The organism is Streptomyces sp. NPDC051214, from assembly GCF_040682375.1.
GTDB lineage: Bacteria > Actinomycetota > Actinomycetes > Streptomycetales > Streptomycetaceae > Streptomyces.
Genome location: NZ_JBFBAT010000019.1, coordinates 48,225 through 69,186, shown reverse-complemented (window position 1 = coordinate 69,186; position 20,962 = coordinate 48,225). Strand labels below are relative to the sequence as shown.

Here is a 20,962-nt window from a genome sequence, read left to right as displayed (position 1 = left end):
GGCGGACGGGTCAGTACTGCGAGAAGCCGAACTCGTCAAGGCGGTGTGCCTCGTCGCCGCGCAGCGGCGGGTTGAACACACTGATCAGATGCAGGTCCTCGTGGGCGTCGGCCACGAGGAAGTGCGCGTCGTGCTGGTCGAGTACGTAGAGCACCCCCGGCTCGAGCCGGTAGGTGACGGCGCCGTCCGCCGATGTGACCTCACCGCGGCCGCCGATGCAGTAGCACGCCTCCAGGTGCCGGCGGTACTGCAGCCGGGACTTGGTGCCCGCACGCACCGTGGTCTCGGCCACGGTGAAGCCCATCCCGTCCGTCTCCACGAGCAGACGGCGGCTGGTGCCGTTGCCCCACTCGACGGCTCTGACCTGTGAACTGTCCCGTATGAACAACGTTGCCTCTCCTCTCTGATGCCCTCTGGTCTCTCTGGGTCCTGCGCGTCACCGGAGGTGGGGGGCCACCGCGGCTGCCATGGCGCGGTATCCGGCGCCGTTGGGGTGCACTCCGTCCCCGCTGTCGAGGCGGGGGTCCATGCGCACCGGATCGGTGGGGTCGGCGAGGACGCGGTCGGAGTCGACCACGGCGGCATAGCGCCGCTCCTGCAGCATCCACGCGTTGACCGCCATACGGATCTTGTCGTGGTGCTCCTGGTACGTCGGCGACGAACCGTATGGCGGCTTCGTGACGCCGATGACCGGCAGCCCGAACTCCTCGGCCTGGCGCAGGAGTTCGCGGTGGCCCGCGATCAGCTCGTCCGGGGTGACCTCGGGGGTCTCGCCGAGGCAGGGGTGGTTTCCGTGGACCGTGATGTCGTTGCCGCCCAGCTGCACGACGAGCTTGCGTACGCCGGGCTGGGTCAGCGCGTCGCGGCGGAAACGCTTGGTGGCCTTCTCGCCGAGGCAGAAGGTGTCGTTGAGGAGCCGGTTGCCGCTGATGCCGGTGTTGGCCACGGCGTGCGGGGTGCCCTGGGCGGCGAGGAGTTCGGCGAGGGCGTCGGGGTAGCGCTCGTCGCGGTCCATGGCCGAACCGAATCCGTCGGTGAGCGAGTCGCCGAAGCACATCACGGTGTACTGCCGGGCGGGTGCGGCGACGTCGACGGCCGCGAGGCAGTACATCGCCCCCGTGGTCTCGGTGAACGCGGTGGCGCCCGTGTCGTCGCGGTGGTCTCCCGACGCCCGGTGGCAGGTGCTGCCGGCCCACGGGTGGAAGGTGACGGGCCCGGTGGCGTCCTTGAAGTACAGGGTGACCGCGATACGTTCGCGGGCGGCGACCGTCAAGTGCACGGCGTCGCTCGCCAGCGTGCCGCCGGGCCGCACCGTCACCGCCGAGGCGCCGTCGAAGGTCAGCCGGCGCACGGTGCCGGGGCGTAACGCGGCGCCGCCCGCGCTGAGCGCCACGGTGGCGCCGGCCAGCCGCAGCGGCCGCGTGCCGAAGCGGTGGGAGAGGCGCACGCGCAGCGTCCGGCCGCCGAGGCTGGTGCGGGCGAGCTGGCGGACGCTGTGGTCGGCGAAGCCCTCCTTGGACCAGTTGGTGCCCATGCCGAGGCTGGGCGGCGTCATCGCGGTCGACCAGGTGGTCACCCAGTTCCGGGATCCGCCCGGTCCCTCGGCGGCCCCCGCGGATGCCGCAGCCGTCAGGCCCGCGGCGGCCGTGGTGCCGATGAGGGCGAGCGCCCGGCGCCTGGTGGTATCCGTCATGCCTTGCTCCTTCCGCGCGCCGTGGCGCGCCCGTCCCGTGTGCGGGTCTCCACCACGGACCGGTATGCGGGCAAGGAAAAGAAATCAAGGGATTACGTGAACCGACCGCGGTACTTCAACCGTGAAATGGTGGCGCCCTGAATATGCCCAGACGCTAACGCGCGCCTCGGTCGGGCCATAACCCCTAACCGGCCCCTATTGCCCGGCGCGGGCCACCTAATGACCGTCACCGGGAAGTGGGGCAGAGCGAGTCGGTGATGATTTCGACAATGTCGTCGCGGCATTCCTCGATGAAGAAATGCCCGCCGGGAAACACCCGCAGCGTGAAGCCGCCCGCGCTGTGGGCGCGCCAGTCGCGCACCTCCGCGACACTCGCCTTGGGGTCGCTCCCGCCGGTGAGCGCGGTGATCGGACAGGTCAGCGGCGGGCCCGGCGTGAAGGCATAGGTCTCGGCCGCGCGATAGTCGCTGCGTACGGCGGGCAGCACGGTGGCCAGGAGCTCCGGGTCCGCCGCCAGGCGCTGATCGGTGCCGCCGACGGTGAGCAACTCCCTTACCAGGCCCGCGTCGTCGGCCAGGTGGACCCGCTCGTCGCGGTGCCGCGACGGCGCCCGGCGGCCGGAGACGAAGAGCCGCGAGGGCCAGGCCGTCATGGCGGCCTCGCAGCGGCGCGCCACCTCGAAGGCGAGGAGCGCGCCCATGCTGTGCCCGAAGAAGGCGAACGGCCGGTCCAGGCACGGCAGGAGCGCCTCGTAGATATGGTCGGCGAGCCGGTGGATGTCGTCGACACAGGGTTCGCGATAGCGGTCCTGCCGTCCCGGATACTGCACCGCCAGCACGTCGATCGCGGGGGTGAGGGCTCGGGAGAGGGGGTAGAAGTAGCTTGCGCTTCCGCCCGCGTGCGGGAAACAGACGAGCCGTACGGCTTGTTTCTCCGCCTGCTTTTCGGACGTATTTCCGGCCTGTTGATACGACCTGATCCACAGGCCGGAATGATGTGCCGGCCCGCTCATGCCCGCTGTGCTCCCGGGTTGTGGTGGAACAGATTGATCTGGTCGAGCTTGCGGGCACGGAGCTCGGGGTCGCGGACTCCCCGGCCCTCGCGGTCGGCGAGACAGAGCACGCCCACCTTGCCGTGGTGGGTGTTGCCCGCCACGTCGTAGGTGGCCTCGCCCGCGCCTTCGAGGGGGTAGGTCCGCGAGAGGACCGGATGGATCGCGCCGCTCGCGACGAGGTCGTTGGCGGACCAGGCCTCCTTGTAGTTCGCCATGTGCGACCCGATGATGCGCTTGACGTGCATCCACAGATGGCGGTTGTCGTAGCTGTGCTGGTAGCCGGTGGTCGACGCGCAGGTGACCACCTTTCCGCCGCGCGCCGCCACCATGACGCTGACGCCGAAGGTGTCCCGTCCGGGGTGCTCGATCACGATGTCCGGGTCGTCGCCCGCCAGGCTGCGGATGGCGCTGCGGAAGCGGCCCCACTCGCCGAGGCGCGGACGGTCCTGGTCGTCCCAGAAGGTGTAATTGCCCGCGGACCGGTCGATGATCAGCTCCGCTCCCATCCCGCGGCACAGGTCGGCCTTGGCCTGCGACGACACGACGCAGATTGGGATGGCACCGCCGTTGAGGGCGAACTGCGTGGCGTAGGCGCCGACACCGCCGCCCGCGCCCCAGATCAGGACGCGCTCGCCCTGCTTCATCCCGGCCCCGTGGTCGGACACCAGCTGGCGGTAGGCGGTCGAAAGCGCCACCCCCAGCGAGGCGGCCTCCTCCCAGGTGAGGTGGGCCGGCTTCGGCATCAGCTGGTTCGCCTTGACCAGCGAGACCTCCGCGAGGCCGCCGAAGTTGGTCTCGTACCCCCAGACCTTCTGGCCGGGGTCGAGCAGGGCGTCGTCGTGTCCGCCGGGTGTCTGCAGGTCCGGCTGGAGACAGTGCACGACGACCTCGTCGCCGGGCTTCCACTCATGGACGCCGGGGCCGGTGCGCAGCACGACGCCGGAAAGGTCGGAGCCGAGGATGTGGTACGGCAGGTCGTGGCGCGCGGCCTCCGGTGAGGTGCGGCCGAGTGTGCGCAGGAAACGGAAGGTGGGCACGGGCTCGAACAGCGCGGACCACACGGTGTTGTAGTTGATCGAGCTGGCCATGGCGGCGACGAGCACCTCGCCGTGCCCGAGCTCCGGGGTGGCGACCTCTTGCACGTGGACCGTCTTGCGCGGGTCGCGGTCCGCGGCGGGTGTCCGGGCGATCTCCTTCTGCTCCGAGGCGAGGATGACGGCGGCCCGGAAGGAGGCCGGGACGTCGCAGGCGGCGATGGCCCGCGGGTCGTCCGTGGCCGCGGCGTCGCGGAGTTGGCTCATCGACTGGTCCTTGTCTTCCGGGTCGTGGGGCGGGGCGCGCCACCGGCGGTACGGGCGAGGGTGAGGACGGGGCCTGCTTCGCCGGGAGCAGGACCCACGGTCGTTTCGGCTCCGTCGGCGGCGTCGGTGTGCAGCGCCCTGAGCACGCCGAGGATGCCGTCCGCGGCGAGGAAGGTGGCGCCCGTGTCGCCCGGGGTGGGGCCGCAGATGATGTCGGCCGGCGTATGGGGTGTGGCGGGCCAGGTGGACGTGAGACGGGCGAGGGGGGTGAGTCCGTGGGCGCGGGCGGTGGATTCCCGGCTGAGGGCGAGCAGGAAGGCTCCTTCGGCGACGCGCCCCTGGTCGATGCCCATGAAGCGGGCGAACTCGGGGCGGGCGGTGGGGCTCACGCCGAGCACGAGCGCCATGTCGAGGAGGCCCCGGGACAACTGCCTGAGCGCGGTGTGCACGGCGGTGAGCCCGCTGGTGGCGCCGGTGTCCACCAGCATGGTGGAACCGCCCAGGTCATGGCGGTTGGCGATGCGGGCCGCGATGACGTTGGGCATGATCCCCGGCAGCGTGTCCTTCGTGGTGGCCTGGGTCCTGGACCTGACCTCGGCGAGGAAGTCGGCGAACGCCGTGCGGTCGGGACCTTCGAGGACCCGGTCCACCTCGGTGGCGTAGCAGCGCACGAGGTGGTCCATCGCGGACGGCGACGGTCCCGTGGTGGCCGCGACGACGCCGGTGGTGGCGCGCATCGGAGCCCACAACTCGCCGTGTTCGGCGGCGAACAGGGCCGTCGCGCGCAGCGCCATGAGCTGGCTCGGGTCGGTGGCACGCACCGTGGCCGGCGGGAGGCGTACGTCCTGGAAGGGCGGCGCCGGATACGCCTCGCCGAACGTGCGCGGCCCGGGAAGGCATCCCTCGCGCACCAGTTGCTCCACTTCCGCGGGGCCGGGGTCCCCGGGCAGGTGCGCGCTCCAGGCCAGGAGCACCACCGGGTCGGCTTCGGGTCGCGGGGCGGGCCGGGGCGCGGGTGCGCGGTCGGAGACCAGCAGGTGGGCGTTCGTGCCGCCGAAGCCGAAGGAGGAGGCACCCGCGATCCGGGGGCGCGTGCCTTCTTCGGGCCAGGGGATGTCGGTGACGGGTATGCGTACGCGGTCGTCGGCCGGTTCCGCGGAGCCGCCGGCGGGCCGCGCAGCGCGCTCGGTGTAGCGGCGCTGGGCGGGAATCGTGCCGTGGCGCAGCGCCGTCAGGAGTTCGATGACCGAGACCACGCCGGCGCTCCAACCGGTGTGACCGAGCAGGGACTTGTTGGAGCGGCACCACACGCCGTCGGGGCCGGTGACCTCGGCGAGCGTGCGCACCTCCACCGCGTCGCCGACGGCCGTGCCCGTCCCGTGCGCGACCACCCAGTCGACCGCCTCCGACGTCACGCCCGCGGCCTGCCGTGCGCGGTCGAGGCAGCGGCGCTGACCCGCCGGGTTGGGGGCGTAGATCGCCGCGCCCCGGCCGTCCGACGACCCGCCGAAGCCGAGGAGGACGCCGAGCACCGGGTCGCCGTCCGCACGGGCTCGGTCGAGGCGCTTGAGCGCGATGATGCCCGCGCCGTCGGTGAACAGGGTGCCGTCCGCCGCCTGGTCGAACACGCGGACGTCCCCGGTACGGCTCAGGCCGCGCAGTTTGGCGAAGCCGACGTTGTAGCGCGGCGTCACCCCCGAGACCCCGCCGCAGTACGCGATGTCGCTGTCCCCGGCCAGCAGGCTCGTGATGCCCTGGCCGATCGCGTACAGGGCGGAGGAGCAGGCGGTGTCGACCACGGCGAACTCGCAGTCGTCGGGCAGTAGTCCGGCCGCCGCGGCCCGCGCGGCCCGGTCGGGCAGGGTCGCGCGCGAGGGCCCGCTGCCGTGTCCGTAGTGACGTCCAAGGAGGCCGCGCAGCCGCTCCTCCGCCTCGGCGCGGCGTGCGGGGTCGTCGGGGTGCCGGTGCCCGGCGGTGTGCCGGGCGACGGACTCGGTCAGGACCGCTTCGTCGGTGCGCTGTCCGACGACGGTGCTGCCGCCGACGTAGTAGGCGTAGCGGTCGGTGTCGCGCGCGGTGACCGTCTCGCCTGCCTGGAGCAGGCAGTGCCGCAGCCAGACGGGGTGCTGCTCGGCGGCCGAGAAGGTGCCGTTCTCGATCTCCGCCGCGAGTGTGGGGTGCGGCCGGAAGTCGTGCAGGAATCCGGAGGTGCGTGCGTAACCGCGGTCCTCGGCCGCGGGGTCCGCGGACCAGAAGTCGTCGAGGCGGTAGCGCTCGGCGGGCTCCTCGAAGACGGGCCGGTCGCCGCACAGCAGCTTCCAGAGCTCGTCCGGGTCGCAGGCGCCCGGCACGGCGATGCCCATGCCCACGACGGCGACCGCCTCGCCGTACGCGCCTTCGTCGTACGGGCCGGTGGAGGTCATCACCGGCTCACCGCTGCTGTTCGCGCCGCAGGCCCGTGACGTACGCGGCCAGCTCGGCGACCGTGGCGTGGATCTCCGCGTTGGCGTCATGGAACTTGTCCCCCAGGCCGTACTGCTGGAGCACGCGGTCCAGGAGCTCGGTCATCGTCAGGGAGTCGACGCCGAGGTCGGCCTGGAAGTCGGCGTCGTCGGTCACCACGTCCGCCGGGTACTCCAGCATCTCGGCACATAGCGCGCGTACGTCTTCCAGGATCTCCGGGTCGGCCTCGGGGGCCTCGGCCTCGTCGGGCGCGTTGCCGGAAGGCGTCTGCTCCACGGAAGGTGCGGCGTCCGGGGCCGCGAGGGGGCCGAGCCTGGCGGAGAGGTCACCGGTCGCCATGGGCTCGCGCAGCGGCGCGACGGTGACCACCGAGGGCAGGAACCCGGACACGATGCGGGTGAGGACATCCAGCGCGCCGCACTCCACGAACGTGGTGACACCCTCGGCGTGCAGCGCACGCACCGCGTCGTCGAAGCGCACCGGTTCGGTCATGTCGGACACCAGGAGACCGATGACGTCGTCGTCGGCGGTGAGATGCCGGCCGAGGCTTTGGGAGTAGAAGAAGCCCTCGCGGGGCGCGGACATCGGTATGTCGCCCATCGCGGTGGCGTAGAGGGCGCCCGCTTCGGCGAGTTGGGGCACGTGGAAGAGGCCGGGGACATGCAGCCGGGACGTACGGATGCGGGCCTCGCGAGCCGCTTCCTGGAGCTTCGCCAGGTCGGCGTCGGGTCCGCTGATCACGGTCTGGTGGGGGGAGTTGTGCGCGGAGACGGCCGACGCGTCGGCGTGCACCGAGGCCAGCAGCTTCTCGGCTCCCGCGGGGTCGGTGTTCACCGCCAGCATGCCGCCCGAGGGCGGCGGCGCCTTGCGCAGCGCCGCATACCGTTCGCAGACGGCCCTGACGGCGTCGGCCGGGGTGAGGACACCGGCGGCGGCCAGCGCAGCGACCTCGCCGTGGCTGTGCCCGATGACGTGATCGGGCGTGATCCCGTACCGGTCCTCCAGGAGCGTCGCCAGAGCGAGGGAGGTCGCGAGGATGGCCACGTCGAGGCGCTCCGGCTCGGCATCGAGCAGCTTCCCCAGTGTGGGGGCGTCCGGCGAGAACAACAGCGGCTGCACCGGCTTGAGTTGGTACTCCGCGGTGACGGCGTCGATCTCGGCCACCCGGGCCGAGATGCGGTCGGCGTCCGCGCCGATGCCGGCGAAGGCGCCCGGCAGGTACGAGCCCTGGCCGGGGAAGAGGAACGCCACCCGACTGGTCATGTCATCGCCCTTTCGTTGGGATGGCCCGGACCTGCTCCGCCCAGGCAGCGCGAGCCGACGCGGCCCTGTGTCCCCTGCGGAACCCGACACCACAAGCGAAAGCCCCGTATACGGCAACAACGCGAGCGTAGGAGCGGGCGATCAGCGCGTCAGCCCCTAACAGGACGGCGCGCGCCCCTAATCGACCGGGGGCGGATCTCTAGGGGCCGGTACCGCGGCCACCCCTGGGGCGCACGTCAGGACGTGCGCAGCCTGCGCCAGACCGCCTTCGCCGCGTTGTGCCCCGACATGCCGTGCACGCCGGGCCCTGGGGGTGTCGCGGACGAGCAGATGAAGACGGCCGGGTGCGCGGTGCCGTACGGGAAGAGGGAGAGCTTGGGGCGCAGCAGCAGTTGGAGGCCGCTGGCGGCGCCGCAGGCGATGTCACCGCCCACGTAGTTGGCGTTGCGGGCGGCGATCGTGGGCGGGCCCGCGGTGGCGCGGGCCAGCACGCGGTCGCGGAACCCGGGGGCGAAACGCTCCAGTTGGCGCTCGATGGCGTCGGTGAGGTCGCCGTCCCAGCCGTTCGGCACATGGCCGTACGCCCAGAAGACCTGCTTGCCCGCGGGCGCGCGGGACGGGTCGACGACGCTGGGCTGCACGGTGATCAGGAACGGCGGGTCGGGCGCGCGGTTCTCGCGCGACGCGGCGTTCAGCGCGGCGCCGATCTCGGCGCTGCTGCCGCCGATCTGCACGGTGCCCGCGACCCGGGGCTCCTTCGCCGTCCACGGGACGGGGCCGTCGAGGGCGTAGTCGATCTTGAAGACGCCCGCGCCGTAGCGGTAGTTCTCATAGCTGCGCCCCAGGCCCGCGATGCGGGCGAGCGCGGTGGGCGAGGTGTCGAAGACGTACGCGCGCGCGGGCGGCAGATCGTCGAGCCGCTTGACCTCGTAGTCCGTGTGGACCGTGCCGCCGAGGTCCTTGAGATACGCGGTGAGCGCGTCCGAGATCGACTGCGAGCCGCCCCGGGCGACCGGCCAGCCGCGGGCGTGCGCCGCGAGCGCGAACACCATGCCGACGGCGCCGGTGGCGATCCCGCCCAGCGGCGCGATGACATGGGCGACGAGCCCGGCGAACAGGGCGCGGGCCCGGTCGTCGCGGAAGCGCCGCATCAGCCAGGTGGAGGGCGGCAGGCCGGCGAGGCCGAAGCGCGCGAGTGCCACGGGGTCGCGGGGCAGGGCCGTCGAGGGCAGCGCCATGAAGTCCCGCAGGATGTCGTCCCACTTGCTGACGAAAGGCTCGACGAGCCGTCTGTACGCCCCCGCGTCGCGCGGCCCGAACGAGGCGGCGGTCTCGGCGACGGAGCGGGCGAGGACGGCCGCGCTGCCGTCCGGGAAGGGGTGCGCCATGGGCAGCTGGGGCTGGAGCCACTCCAGGCCGTACCGGTCGAGGGGCATGGTGCGGAACACCGGCGAGTTGATGCCCAGCGGGTGCGCGGCGGAACAAGGGTCGTGCCGGAACCCGGGAAGCGTCAGCTCCTCGGTCCGCGCACCGCCGCCGACGGTGTCCTTGGCCTCGAACACGGCCACCGAGAAGCCGCGGCGGGCCAGCTCGACGGCAGCGGTCAGACCGTTCGGTCCCGCCCCCACGATGACGGCATCAAGCATCGACGGCACCTTCGGACTCCTTTGTCAGCCGATGGCCACTGTCGCCCAGGATAGGCCGGACCACCGACAGCAACGCGGGCGCGGGTAGCCTCTGACGGGTGACGTACTGGTTCCGACGCACCGACGCGAGCTCCGAGGAGTGGTTCGAGACGGGGCAGGACGGGACCGTCGTACGTCAGGTGTCCTTCTGCGGCCCGGAGGGACAGGCTTCCGTGGCGGCCTCGCGCGACGAACTGGCCTGGACCCGCGCCGAGTTCGAGTCGCTGGGGGCACAGCTGTACGAGGTGAGATACGGCGCGCCGGCGAACGGCCCCGTCACCGCCGGGGAGCCGGTCTCCGAGGCGGAGTTCGAGGCCGCGTGGCAGCGGGCCCGGCACGGCCGGAACACGACGGCGCGCGAAACGGCCGGCCCACTCCCCCGGGGCGCCCGCCTGACCGGCACGGTCAGTGAGCTGCCGTGGGGCCCGGGGCGGACCGGGCTCTTCGTCGACCTGGGGCTGCCGATCACCGGCTTCGTGGATCTGGGGCATCTCCCCCTCGGCCCCGCGGACTGGCCGCACGTCGGCACCGTCACGGAGTTCGAGGTCACCACCGTGCGCTTCCACTTCGAGCCGCGCGGTGCCCCGCAGATCAGGCTGCGGCCGACAGCAACTCCACCACCCGGTCGACCGTGGCCGAGTCCCGTCCTGCCGTGAAGGGCAGCGTGTTGCCGCCCTCTATGCGGAAGGGCTCGCCCGAGACGGTCCGGTTGCTGCCGCCGGCCTCGGCCACAAGAAGCAGGCCCGCCGCGTGATCCCAGGCGAGCTCCCAGGAGAAGGCGACCGCGTCCAACTCTCCCCTGGCGATGGCCAGATACTCGAGCCCGGCCGAACCGCAGGGCCGCGGTGCGACGCCCGCCACCCGCAGGCCGAGTAGTGCCTGCTTCTGCTCGGGCGTGGTGAAGTCCGGGTGCGAGGTCGCCACCTCCAGGACCTCCCCGGGTGAACCGGCCACGAGCCGCTCTCCGTCGAGCCAGGCGCCCTTGCCGCGCACGGCGACCGCCATCTCGTCGAGCGCCGGGGCGTACGTCCAGGAGGCGATGACCTCGCCGCGCCACGCCAGCGCGATCAGCATGCAGAATCCGGGGTCGCCGTGCACGAACTGCCTCGTGCCGTCCACGGGGTCGACGATCCACACCGCCGCGTCGGTGCGTATCGCCTCGTACAGCGCGGGGTCGGCGTGCACCGCTTCCTCACCCACGACCACGGAGCCGGGGAGCAGCGTGGTGAGCGCCTCCGTCAGCTGCTCCTCGGCGAGCCGGTCGGCCACCGTCACGAGGTCGTGCGGACCGCTCTTCTGGACGACGTCGCCCTCGGCGAGCTGCCGGAAGCGCGGCATGACCTCGGCCGCCGCGGCCTTGCGGAGGGCTTCTTCGACATCGGGAACGCCACGTACAAGAAAGTCTTCGATCGCTTCGATCATGTATCCATGAGAGCACGCCGGACTGACAATCCGTACGGCTCAGGGAAAGGGGGCATGGATTCGAGATGAATCCCATGTGACCTGCCCTCCGGGCCCTCCCCCCACGTCAGTACACGGCCTCACCTCAGTAGGGCGACTCTCCGTCCCCTCAGTAGGGCGCCTTGCGGTCCTCGATGTGGCGGCGCAAGCGGGCCGTGTCGGCGTCCGTCCAGCCCTCCCGGGGCACGATCGCCGCCCACCCGTCCACCGGGCCCGCCCCGTAGCGGTGGCCGTGGGGCGCCTCCACTCCGTAGGACACCGCCATGTCCACCGACGTCTGCCAGAAGGTGACCGCGGGGAACCAGCGGATCGCCGGGGTGATGTCGGGGCCCAGGGGGCTCTCGAGCCACTCGGGACGGTGCAGGAAGAGTGCGGTCGACCACCAGACGACCGGGTCCGAGGCGTTCTGCAGGTACACGGTCCGGGGGCGCTCCCAGACCGCGGGAGGACCCGGCCGCTTCAGGTCCCGCTCGGGGAACTGGGCGAACCGCACGTTCCTGCCGTCCTCGTACAGCGGCCGCCAGACCGGGCTCCCGGCCTCCCGGTGCTCGCGGATCTCCCGTGACATCGGGGCGAAGTTCGGCGTGCCGACGATCAGCGCCCCGTCCGTCCGCGCCAGCAGGTCGTCCACGCCGTCGAACGACGACTCGATCGCGAACCCGCCCAGGCTCTCCCCGGTCACGACGAGCTTGGGCCGGTCGTCCTCGGGCAGCGCGGACCACTTCGCGAGGACCGCGTCCACGAGCTGCCGCGTGGCCTGCGCCGCACGCTCCTTGTCGACCAGGAAGGAGACCCAGCTGGGCAGGTAGGAGTACTGGACGGCGACGATGGCCGTGTCGCCGTCGTGCATGTACTCCAGGGGCTCGCTGATGTCGGCGTTGACCCAGCCGGTCCCCGTCGTCCCCGCGATCGCCAGCACGTCCCGCTCGAACGCGCCGGTCCGCTCCAGCTCCCGCACGGCGAGCCGGGCCTTCGCCGCGAACGGGTCCCGGCTGCTGAAGGCCTCCGGCGCCGACGCGCTGACGTAGACACGGACGGGATCCTTCGCGGGCCTGCCCGTGTACGCGCCGATCTGCTGCTTCGTCGGCGTGGACCCCGCGAAGTTGCGGCCCTGGAACCCGAGGTCCCGCCACTGCAGGAGCGAGCCGGGCCCGCCCGAGACCAGCGGGGACTCCGGCCGCCGGATGCCTTCCTCGGTGCCGCCGTTCGTCGCGTACGCGATGCGGTCCGCGAGGTCGATGACACCGCGCTGGAAGACCACGTTCCGCAGCCCGACCGTGACGATCAGCGCGCTCAGCGCGACACCGAGCCCGATGGCGACGGGCAGCGGCACGAACCGGTGCAGCCCGCGGATCAGCCTGCGTGCCCCCAGCCGGACGCCACGGGCCACGAGCAGGAACAGCGCCCAGAGCAGCACGGCGATCAGCATGATGACCGGTGTGTGCCAGGCCATCGCGGGCGGCAGCCCCTGCAGCTCGCGCAGGCGCCGCTGGGCGTGGTCGCTCTCGGCGATCAGCCAGACGGTGAGGACGAGCCCTGCCACCCAGTACGCCTGCCAGAGGTGGGCCCGCGTCTTCTCGCTCGGCCGCCACCGGAACAGCGCGCGGCCAAGGGTGGCGACCAGCGAGCCGAGCGCGTAGCCGATGGCCGCGGTGATCCCTCCGACGACGCCCTGCAGGAACCAGGGGCGGGGCACGAGGGACGGCGTGAGCGAGAGCCAGAAGAAGACGGTGCCGAAGCAGACAGCGGTGAGGTCGGGCCAGCGCCGGACGAGGTAGGTGGAGTCGGGCCGCTCCCAGTACGGCTGCCTCGCGACCGCGCCGATTCCCCGCGCCATCCGCCGCGCGGCCCCGCGCACGGTCCCGGGGCAGGCGCCCGCACGTCCGGGCCCGCTCTTCGCCGAACGCCTCGGATTCACCGCCACCTCCCGCTCACCCACACCACGCATACCGCGCACATCTCAGATATCTCGCAAACAGTACGCAGATGACACGGGCGCGGGCACGCTAACGCTCGGCGTTGAGTGCGTCGACCGCCCCCCGCGCGTCCCCGACGGTCAGATAGTCGACGGCCACGAAGTTCACCGGCCTGCCCCGCTGCCGCTCGCAGTCGTGCACGCGGTCGAGCACCGCGTCGCGCCGGTTGACCGTGCCCGCGTCGAGACGGCTGCCGCCGTCGATGGTGATGAAGTGGTTGAGCAGGAAGAGCCGCTTGTCGGAGCCGCCCCGGTGCGGGACGCAGGTCAGGTCCGCGGGGCTGCGGAAGGCGAACGGGGTCTCCATGCCGTACCGGTAGAAGTTGCGGTACCAGTCCTGCGGCCCGTCGGCGCGCTCGGCGAACACCACCAGGCGCCGACCGCTGTCGATCATGTCGCCCAGCTTGGGCCACGGCTTGTCCGGGTCCGGATCCGGCGTGAAGAGAAGGTCCGTGAGCCCCGCCTCCTCGAAGGCGTCCGCCGTCTGCTCGGCACTGACGGCGTCCTGCACGATCAGCGTGATCACGTCGGTGGGGTGGGCCCGCAGCCAGTCACCGGTCTCGCGCAGGGTCGGCACGAGGCCGATCGCCCCGGCCCTGCACACCGAGTGGCAGAGCCACAGGCCGTCGCGGGGCGGGTTGAACTTGTTGATCGCGGCCTTGATCTGCCCCTGAAGGCGCGGCGAGAAGTCCGACCCCTCCAGGCGCTCGGCGATCTGTTCGGGCCCCTCCCAGGTGTAGGTGTCGATCTGCATCGCGCGTACGCCGGCGTTGAGCTGGGCCGTGATGCCCGGGTCCTGGAGCGGCCCGATGAACTTATCGGCGGTGGTGGACATCGCGTTGTGCGAGGTGAGCTGGGCGATCTCGTCGTACGGGCGGTCGCAGAGCCGCGCGCTGCCCTGACAGACCCGCGGTTCGGAGCGGCCGGCCGCGAGGGGCGCGACCATCACACTCCCGAGCGCGGCCCCCGCCACCCCCACGGCGAGCACCTGGACCCGGCGCGGCCTGACCGCGACGGCCGGTTTCGCCTGCCACATCCAGCCGGCGGTGACGAGCAGCGCGCCCGCCGCGAGCAGGATGTACGCGGTCACGGTCGCCGTGCCGGTGACGCCGTCCAGGGACGCGTTGCCCACGTCGTGCACGAGTCGCGACACGGACTCCGGCCAGGACGCGGGCGTATCGATCACACCGTCGCCGATGACCGCGCGGGCGGTCAGGGCGGCGAGGCCGGTCAGGAGGCCACCCGCGGCCAGCGCCCACCCGAGGTCCATGAGCCGGCGCGCGGGAGCCCGCGGGCCGGAGAACCACAGGAACGCCAGGGCGGCGACGCCGAGCAGGGCGGCGAGCGGTTCGACCACGCCTGTGGCGAGGTGGGTGACGGAACGCGCGCGGTGCAGCGGGGCGAGTTCGTCCCGCGAGGTGTCGAGGTCGGCGGTGATGTTCCAGGTGTCGCCGCCCGCGGTCGCCCGCAGGTGCTCGGTGGCCAGGCGGGTGCGGTCCGAGACCGCCTCGGGTCCCACGGCGGCGAGCGCCGAGGCCACGTCACCGCTCTCCAGGGCCACCTCGACCTCGGGACGCAACGCGTCACGGCTGCTCTCGGGCACCACCTGGAGCAGCGCGCGGGCGGCGGTGACGGCCTGCTCCCTGGACAGCGCGAAGGTGGGGAGCCCGGCGGGCGGCACTCCGGTGCTCACGTCCCGCGCGGCTTCGTCGAGGTCCGTGAGGAAGGCGGGGAAGTCGGGTTCGGGCTTGCGCTGCACGGAGGCGACGAGATCACCGAAGTACGTCTGCGCCAGGGCACCGACATTGGTGAGCACCGGCCGCAGGTCGGCCGTGAGCCGCAGCGTCTCGTGGTCGCCGCGCAGATAGCCGGTCACCTCCTCGATCTGCCGGTCGGCCAGGGCGCGCAAGGTCTCCGGGGGAAGCACGATCTTCAGGTTGGACGTCACCGCCGCCTCGGGAACCGGCAGCCGCCCCAGCAGGTCGCGGGCGACCGGGAGGCTCTGCGGATCCACCAGGACTTCGTTGTAGAGGCGGTCGTAGGCGTCCTGGTCCTTCAGGACGCCCTGGTGGAAGCCGGGGCTGAGGACCGTGCCGCGCGCCGTCGCCGTGAGAGCCACGACCGCCACGCACAGCACCGCGACGACCCAGGCGAGGGGCTGCAGCCGGCGCAGGTGACGCGAGCCCGAGCGCGGAGGGTGCGGGCGCGGGCGCTGCGGGCGCGGGCGGGACGCGCGCTCTTCCATGCCTTCAGATTGAGCGCCTGCCGTGCGCACGGCTAGTCGGCTGCGTAGGTGCGATGCCTCTGCCGCACGACCACGGCGGCCCCGCCCCTCCGGTCGCCGCGTGTGCCGGGCGCCCGCACGATGGACGGATGCACGCCCGCCCCGCGTCGCGGCTGCTGCGGCGTCCGGTCACGACGGCGACCGCGGTCACCGCCACCGTCGCTGTCCTCGTCCTCACCAACCTCGCGAACAACCGCTGGGCGCGGGACGGGAGCCTGCCCGTCTCCCTCCTGGCCACGGCGGTACTGCTCGCGATCGTGTACTGGTCCGGCGGGCGGTGGGCCGACGTGGGCCTCGCGCGCGGCACCCTCCTGCGCGGTCTGGGGTGGGCGCTGGCCCTGATCGGCGTCGTCGCCGCGGGGTATGCCGTGGCGGCCGCGCTGCCGGTCACCCGCGGTCTGTTCGAGGACCAGCGGCAGAGGGGTTTGAGCGGCGGGGATGTCGCGCTGCGGGTGCTCGTGACGGTTCCGTTCGGCACGGTCCTGCTGGAGGAAGTGGCGTTCCGGGGGGTCCTGTTCGGTCTGCTGCTGCGTGCTCGCGGGCCCCTGGCCGCGACCTTGATCTCGTCGGGGCTCTTCGGGCTCTGGCACATCCTGCCGTCGCTCGGGCTCGCCGACGCCAAGCCCGCGCTCGGGGGCGCCTTCGGGGACTCGGTCCTCGGCGTGATCGTCGTCGACGCCGGGGCTGTCCTCTTCACCGCCCTGGCGGGCTGCCTCTTCTGCGAACTGCGCCGCCGCAGCACGAGCCTGCTCGCCCCCATGGGACTGCACTGGGCCACGAACGCCCTCGGGTACGTCTTCGGCTTCCTGCTGCGGTGAAGCCTCCTGCTGCGGCGAGGCTTGCGGCTGCGGTGAAGCTCCCTTCCGCGCTGGACCGAACCCTGCCGAAATGACGCCCCCGGGGGAAGTGCCACGGCCGACGAACCGGCATATGGTGCATTTCAAGGCGTAAAACCTCCCTGGAGGCTCCTGTCCGCCGCCCCGAAAGGGTCACTCCATGCATCCCTCCCTCAACCCGGCCACACTGGCCGGGCTGCGCCGGCCGCGTCCCTACCCCGCCGTCACGGTCCTGCTGCCGACCCACCGCAGGGAACCGGACAACGCCCAGGATCCCGTCCGGCTGCGCAATCTGGTCGCCGAGGCCAAGGAGCGCCTGAAGTCCGACCCGGCCGTGGCCAGGGAGCAGCGGATCGAGGTGGCCGCGCAGCTGGACCGGGCGGTGGCGGAGATCGACCTGGTGCACGCCGAGGACGGGCTCGCCGTCTTCGCCGCCCCGGGCGAGCACCAGGTGTGGTCGCTGGGAAGGACGGTGCCGTCCCGCGTGGTGCTCTCGGACACCTTCCTGACGCGTAACGTCGTCGCGGCGCAGGCCGCCGAGCGTCCGTACTGGGTCCTCGCCGTCTCGGCCGACCGCGTCTCGCTGTGGAACGGCACTCCGGAGCGGGTCGTCGAGCACACGGCGGACGGTTTCCCGCTGACCCGGAGCCTCGACGACCCCGACGCCGAGCGCAAGGAGCGGATCGGCGACCTGCCGAGCACTTTCCGCGACGAGCACACCCGCAAGTTCCTGCGCGACGCGGACCACGCCGTGGCCGGTGTCCTCCACGCTCACCCGCGCCCCCTGTTCGTGGCCGGGGAAACCCAGGCGCTCTCCCTCCTCGACGACGTCGGCACGGCCATCAAGGGGGCCACGCGGGTACCCCACGGCGGCCTCGCGCACGGCCCCGCGGACGCGGTGTGGCAGGCGGCACGCCCGTTCCTCGCCACCCAGGAGAGGGCCGAACTCGACTCCTTGGTCGCAGAGTTGAACGCGGCGCAAGGCCGTCGCCAGTACGCCGCCGGTCTCGACGAGGTCTGGCAGAACGTGACGACGGACCGGGTCCGCCTCCTCGCCGTCGAGGACACCTACCAGGCGACCGTACGCGACGACGGAGGGCACCTGGTGCCGGCCGACGGCGACGACCTCGACGCGGTGGACGACGTGGTCGACGACATCGTCGAGCGTGCCCTGGACACCGGCGCGCAGGTCCGCTTCGTGCCCGAGGGCACGCTCACAGGACGCGGCCGGATCGCCTGTGCCCTGCGGTACTGACGTCGGCCCCACGCGTCGCACACCCCCCCACACCCCCCACGCCCAGCACAGCTTCAGGGAAAGGACCGCAGCCCATGAAACCCCTGCCGCCCCGCGGGAAGCGGCGCCCCACGCGCCCCACACGCCTCACCCGCCCCGCGCACCGCGGGCCCGCGGTGTCCGCCGCCCTCACGCTCGCCGCCACGATGACGGCCGCTGCCACGCTCGTCTCTTGCAGCACCGACAGCGACGCCCCGTCCGCCGAGGGCAGCAGGACGGTCAGCGAACGGCCGACGGCCCCGGAGTCGTCGTCCTTCTCGAAGAAGACGGCGTCGCCCCTGAAGTCGCAGGCCTCGGAGGCCGCCGAGTCCGCCCGCGCCTCGGCGTCAAAGGCGGAGGCCTCGTCGTCCGAGCGCGCGGACGAGTTCGAGGCGTCCGTCTCCGCCGACACGGAACGGGCCAACCAGGCCGCCAAGGACGCCCTGAAGGGCGTCGACGGGCGGGGCAACGCGATGTCCGACGTCTCCATGACGGGCAAGCCGCGCTCCGAGACCGGCGGGGTGCTCGCCTCCGTGGTGACCTTCACCAACAGGACGGACAAGACGGCGGACTTCGCCGTGCAGGTCGACTTTGTCGACTCGTCGGGCAAGGTCGCGGAGACCCGCTACATCGGCACGGAGAACCTCGAACCGGGCAAGCGGGCCCAGCGGTACGCCATCAGCCACGAGCCCCCGGAGCCGAAGCTCTCCGCGAAGCTGGTCAAGGCGCAGCGGTACTAGCCCTCACACGACAAGGGCTCTCAGAAGCCCACCGCGTCGCGGACGAGCGGGCACGTCATGCAGTGCCCGCCGCCGCGGCCGCGCCCGAGTTCGGCGCCGACGATGGTGATGACCTCGACGCCCGCCTTGCGCAGCAGCGTGTTGGTCTGGGTGTTGCGGTCGTAGGTGAAGACGACCCCGGGCTCCAGGGCCACCGCGTTGTTGCCGCTGTCCCACTGCTGCCGCTCGGAGGCGTAGACGTCCCCGCCCGTCTCGATGACGCGCAGCTCGGGCAGGCCGAGCGACTTGGCGACCACGTCGACGAACGCGCGCGAGCCCTCGTCCGTGATCTCGACGCCCGCCGCCTTGTCGCTGGGGCGCAGCGTGAAGGAGTGCACGGCGTCCATGATCTTCGGGTAGAGCGTGACGATGTCGCGGTCGGCGAAGGTGAAGACGGTGTCGAGGTGCATCGCTGAGCGCAGCTTGGGCATGCCCGCGACGATGACCTGCTCGGCCGCGCCGTTCTTGAACAGTGCGGAGGCCACCTGCGTGATGGCCTGGCGCGAGGTCCGCTCGCTCATGCCCATCAGGACGACGCCGTTGCCGACGGGCATGATGTCGCCGCCCTCGAACGTCGCCTGTCCCCAGTCGAGTTCGGGGTCGCCCCACCACACCGTGGCGCCGGTGAAGTCGGGGTGGAACCGGTAGATGGCTTTCATCAGGAGCGTCTCGTCGTGCCGGGCGGGCCAGTACAACGGGTTGAGCGTGACACCTCCGTACAGCCAGCACGTGGTGTCGCGGGTGTAGAGGGTGTTCGGCAGCGGCGGCATCAGGTATTCGCGTACGCCGGTGGATTCCCGTACGAGCGCCGCGTAGCCGGAGCGGAACTCGTCCGGCAGGTCGGCGGTGGCCAGTCCACCGATGAGGTACTCGGCGAGCTGCCGGGGCTCCAGCGTCTCCAGGAAGGCGCGGGTGTCGTCGATGAGCCCGAGGCCGACCTCGTTCGCGGTGATCTTCCGGTCGAGGAGCCAGGTCCTTGCCTCGGGGAGCGCCACGGTCTGGGCGAGCAGGTCGTGCAGTTCGACGACCTCGACGCCGCGCTGCTGCAGCTTGATGACGAAGTCGGCGTGGTCGCGCTGGGCGTTCTCCACCCACATGACGTCGTCGAAGAGCAGGTCGTCGGCGTTGGTGGGGGTCAGCCTGCGGTGCGCGAGACCGGGCGCGCAGACCAGGACCTTGCGCAGCCTGCCGACCTCGGAGTGGACACCGAACGTCGGTGCGGCGGAATTGTCGTGGCTGGTCACGGTGCGCCTTTCGGTCGGTGGCAACAGGGGTGCGGTGGCCGGTCAGAGTTCGATCCAGCCCACCGCGAGGGCGATCACGCCCACGACGGCGCCCGCGATCGAGATGGCGCAGATGACGGCCTCGCGGGGCGAGAACAGACGCCGGTTCTGTTCCCGCCGGGCCTTGATGAACAGGAACGTCGCGGGGGCGTAGATGATGAAGGAGACCAGGACGAACTTGAGCCCGGCGGCGAACAGCAGGAACGCCGTGTAGAGCGTGGCGATCACCGCGATCACCAGTTCCTTGCGGGTGCTGCGCCCGGCGATCTCCGCGCGGCCGTACCCGAGGCCGATCCTGACGGCGAAACCGGCCGCGAGCAGGAACGGGATCAGGCTCAGCGCGCTGGTCAGGTCGAGCGCGAAGTTGAACGCGTCGTCGGAGAACATCGTGACGACCAGGACCACCTGGCTCAGCGCGGTGGTCATCAGGAGCGCGGGTACCGGCACGTCCTCGGAGGTGGCCTTCCGCAGGAAGCGGGGCATGTCGTCGTCCTTGGCGGCGACGAAGAGCACTTCCGCGGCCATCAGCGTCCAGGCGAGGTAGGCGCCGAGCACGGAGACGATGAGTCCGACGCTGACGAAGACCTTGCCCCAGGTGCCGACGGCCTCCTCCAGGACGCCCGCCATGGAGGGCTGGCGCAGCTCGGCGATCTCCGCCATCGGCATGATCCCGTACGACACGATCGTGACGGAGGCGAAGACGGCGAAGACGCTGAGGAAGCCCAGGATCGTGGCCCGCCCGACGTCCTCGCGGCGCTTGGCGTGCCGGGAGTAGACGCTCGCGCCCTCGACCCCGAGGAAGACGAAGACGGTGGCCAGCATGGTGCCGCGCACCTGGTTGAACAGCGATCCCGCGTAGTCGGCGCCGCCGAAGTTGTCCGCGAACACCGACGCGTCGAAGACGAACAGCGCCAGGATCACGAAGACGAGGATGGGCACGATCTTGGCGACGGTGACGATCCTGTTGATGGCCGCCGCCTCCTTGACCCCCCGGCGGATCAGCAGGAAGAACGCCCATAGGCCGAACGAGGACAGCACCACGGCGAGCAGGGTGTCGCCGTCGCCGAGGGCCGGCCAGATGGCGCCGATCGTCGACATGATGAGCACCCAGTAGGTGACGTTGCCGACGCACGCGCTGGCCCAGTACCCGAAGGCGGAGAAGAAGCCGAGATACTCCCCGAACCCGGCCTTCGCATAGGCGTAGACACCGGCGTCCAGGTCCGGCCTGCGGACGGCGAGGGCCTGGAAGACGAACGCGAGCATCAGCATGCCCGTACCGGCGATGGCCCAGGCGATCAGCGCGCCCGCGACTCCGGTCTCCTGGGCGAACCGCCGTGGCAGCGAGAAGACTCCCGCGCCGACCATCGATCCGACGACCATCATCGTGAGCGTCGTGAGGGTCAGCTTGACGGCCGGTGACGCACCGCCCTTGGCCTGGTCGCTCGTCTCTGCGTGGCTCATGGACTCCCCGTCAGCTCCCGTCAGGGCCGGCGCCGAGGGACGTCAGACCATCCTGTGCGGGAATCTATCCCTAGTGGGTCGAGTTGTCCTGATATGAAATCGCAGGCCGACGGTGTTCGCGATTCGGCCGGCGTACGCGAGCCCGGAGGAA

16 protein-coding genes are annotated in these 20,962 nt (G+C 71.9%); 4 read left to right on the top strand and 12 right to left on the bottom strand.

Annotated elements, in window-relative coordinates; genetic code table 11:
- Positions 1 to 10 precede the first annotated feature (10 nt).
- The 7 genes from AB0M70_RS37330 to AB0M70_RS37300 form a co-directional block, all read right to left on the bottom strand.
- On the bottom strand, positions 11 to 388 hold the full coding sequence (locus tag AB0M70_RS37330) for an ectoine synthase (RefSeq protein WP_365827450.1): 378 nt from the start codon (positions 386 to 388) through the stop codon (positions 11 to 13).
- Positions 389 to 436: 48 nt separating this feature from the next.
- On the bottom strand, positions 437 to 1,693 hold the full coding sequence (locus AB0M70_RS37325) for a GDSL-type esterase/lipase family protein (protein ID WP_365827448.1): 1,257 nt from the start codon (positions 1,691 to 1,693) through the stop codon (positions 437 to 439).
- Positions 1,694 to 1,919: 226 nt separating this feature from the next.
- Complete coding sequence (locus tag AB0M70_RS37320; protein ID WP_365827446.1) at positions 1,920 to 2,705, bottom strand: alpha/beta fold hydrolase; 786 nt, start codon at positions 2,703 to 2,705, stop codon at positions 1,920 to 1,922.
- A complete protein-coding gene (gene ccrA / locus AB0M70_RS37315; RefSeq protein WP_365827444.1) occupies positions 2,702 to 4,048 on the bottom strand; it encodes a crotonyl-CoA carboxylase/reductase in 1,347 nt (448 codons plus the stop codon). Before ccrA ends, AB0M70_RS37320 begins: the two co-directional genes overlap by 4 nt.
- Positions 4,045 to 6,471 (bottom strand): beta-ketoacyl synthase N-terminal-like domain-containing protein, encoded by a 2,427-nt coding sequence (locus AB0M70_RS37310; RefSeq protein WP_365827442.1) that lies wholly within the window; start codon positions 6,469 to 6,471, stop codon positions 4,045 to 4,047. The genes ccrA and AB0M70_RS37310 overlap by 4 nt, the downstream gene beginning before the upstream one ends.
- A 7-nt stretch (positions 6,472 to 6,478) precedes the next feature.
- The gene (locus AB0M70_RS37305) at positions 6,479 to 7,774 is read right to left on the bottom strand and encodes an acyltransferase domain-containing protein (RefSeq protein ID WP_365827440.1); all 1,296 of its coding nucleotides are present in this window, start codon (positions 7,772 to 7,774) and stop codon (positions 6,479 to 6,481) included.
- Between the two features lie 236 nt (positions 7,775 to 8,010).
- Entirely contained in the window at positions 8,011 to 9,420 is a 1,410-nt protein-coding gene (locus AB0M70_RS37300) for an NAD(P)/FAD-dependent oxidoreductase (RefSeq protein WP_365827438.1), read from the bottom strand.
- A gap of 98 nt (positions 9,421 to 9,518) precedes the next feature.
- Between AB0M70_RS37300 and AB0M70_RS37295 the strand changes: the two genes are divergently transcribed.
- A complete protein-coding gene (locus tag AB0M70_RS37295; protein ID WP_365827436.1) occupies positions 9,519 to 10,115 on the top strand; it encodes a hypothetical protein in 597 nt (198 codons plus the stop codon).
- Here the strand turns inward: AB0M70_RS37295 and AB0M70_RS37290 are convergent.
- The 3 genes from AB0M70_RS37290 to AB0M70_RS37280 all read right to left on the bottom strand — a co-directional run bounded on the left by AB0M70_RS37290 (position 10,051) and on the right by AB0M70_RS37280 (position 15,140).
- The gene (locus tag AB0M70_RS37290) at positions 10,051 to 10,881 is read right to left on the bottom strand and encodes an inositol monophosphatase family protein (protein WP_365827434.1); all 831 of its coding nucleotides are present in this window, start codon (positions 10,879 to 10,881) and stop codon (positions 10,051 to 10,053) included. The genes AB0M70_RS37295 and AB0M70_RS37290 overlap by 65 nt on opposite strands.
- 148 nt (positions 10,882 to 11,029) lie before the next feature.
- Complete coding sequence (locus AB0M70_RS37285) at positions 11,030 to 12,757, bottom strand: alpha/beta-hydrolase family protein (protein ID WP_365827532.1); 1,728 nt, start codon at positions 12,755 to 12,757, stop codon at positions 11,030 to 11,032.
- A gap of 169 nt (positions 12,758 to 12,926) precedes the next feature.
- Positions 12,927 to 15,140 carry a hypothetical protein gene (locus tag AB0M70_RS37280; protein WP_365827432.1) on the bottom strand — a complete coding sequence of 738 codons (2,214 nt, stop codon included), beginning with the start codon at positions 15,138 to 15,140 and terminating at the stop codon, positions 12,927 to 12,929.
- Positions 15,141 to 15,268: 128 nt separating this feature from the next.
- On the opposite strand from AB0M70_RS37280, the gene AB0M70_RS37275 reads away from it, so the two are divergent.
- From AB0M70_RS37275 to AB0M70_RS37265, 3 genes are all read left to right on the top strand, one after another.
- Entirely contained in the window at positions 15,269 to 15,997 is a 729-nt protein-coding gene (locus tag AB0M70_RS37275; protein WP_365827430.1) for a CPBP family intramembrane glutamic endopeptidase, read from the top strand.
- A 178-nt stretch (positions 15,998 to 16,175) separates the two neighbouring features.
- The gene (locus AB0M70_RS37270; protein WP_365827428.1) at positions 16,176 to 17,270 is read left to right on the top strand and encodes a chemotaxis protein; all 1,095 of its coding nucleotides are present in this window, start codon (positions 16,176 to 16,178) and stop codon (positions 17,268 to 17,270) included.
- A gap of 74 nt (positions 17,271 to 17,344) precedes the next feature.
- Entirely contained in the window at positions 17,345 to 18,028 is a 684-nt protein-coding gene (locus AB0M70_RS37265) for a hypothetical protein (RefSeq protein ID WP_365827426.1), read from the top strand.
- 20 nt (positions 18,029 to 18,048) lie between these two features.
- On the opposite strand, the gene arcA is transcribed toward AB0M70_RS37265, so the two are convergent.
- Both arcA and AB0M70_RS37255 read right to left on the bottom strand, forming a co-directional pair.
- Entirely contained in the window at positions 18,049 to 19,311 is a 1,263-nt protein-coding gene (gene arcA, locus AB0M70_RS37260; RefSeq protein WP_365827424.1) for an arginine deiminase, read from the bottom strand.
- 42 nt (positions 19,312 to 19,353) lie between these two features.
- The gene (locus tag AB0M70_RS37255; protein WP_365827422.1) at positions 19,354 to 20,811 is read right to left on the bottom strand and encodes a basic amino acid/polyamine antiporter; all 1,458 of its coding nucleotides are present in this window, start codon (positions 20,809 to 20,811) and stop codon (positions 19,354 to 19,356) included.
- Between the last annotated feature and the right edge of the window lie 151 nt (positions 20,812 to 20,962).